1 protein-coding gene and 1 pseudogene are annotated in these 621 nt (G+C 71.8%); one reads left to right on the forward strand and one right to left on the reverse strand.

The window, feature by feature from the left end; translation table 11 throughout:
• A pseudogene (locus KBX53_RS35085) lies at window positions 1–292 on the forward strand (5'/3'-nucleotidase SurE); the annotation flags it as partial.
• Between the two features lie 7 nt (window positions 293–299).
• Here the strand turns inward: KBX53_RS35085 and KBX53_RS35090 are convergent.
• Window positions 300–620 (reverse strand): STAS domain-containing protein, encoded by a 321-nt coding sequence (locus KBX53_RS35090; RefSeq protein ID WP_210864051.1) that lies wholly within the window; start codon window positions 618–620, stop codon window positions 300–302.
• Window position 621: the final 1 nt, after the last annotated feature.

Raw genomic sequence — 621 nt, forward strand, 5'->3', positions numbered from 1 at the left:
GTTGACCTCCGCGCCGTCGGAGAGCGTGCTCAACGTGAACGCCCCGGACCTGCCGCACGGGCAGCTTCGCGGGGTGCGGCGAGGCAGCCTGGCCAGCTTCGGCCAGGTGCAGATGACGGTGGCCGAATCCGGCCACGGCTTCGTCCGTACCTCGCTGGAGGAACCGGGGCAGGCCGCACAGCCCGGCACGGACGTGGCGTTGCTGGCCGCCGGGTACGCGTCGGTGACGGCCGTCCGAGCGGTCACCGAGGCGACCGACATCGACCTGACCGGCCTGGACGAGCAGCCCTGACGGGCGCTCAGGCGCCGGGCAGCACCTCGGGGGTGGCGGCGCCGGCGAAGTAGGGCTCCGGGGCGCCGAAGAGGCCGAGCAGGCCCGTCACCCAGAGCTGCCGGTGCACGAACCGGCTCGGCTCGGTGACGACCAGCTTGACGTCGCTGACCTCGGCCGTCTGGAAGCCGGCCACCATGGCGCTGATGCCGACCGAGTCGATGAAGGTGACCAGCCTCATGTTGAGTTCGATGCGCAGCGGCCGGCCCTTGGCCAGCACCTCCGCGATCGCTTCGCGCACCTCGTACGCGGTGTCGACGTCGATTTCGCCCCGTGGGGCGATCTCCACG

The organism is Micromonospora sp. M51, assembly GCF_018070305.1.
GTDB lineage: Bacteria > Actinomycetota > Actinomycetes > Mycobacteriales > Micromonosporaceae > Micromonospora > Micromonospora parva.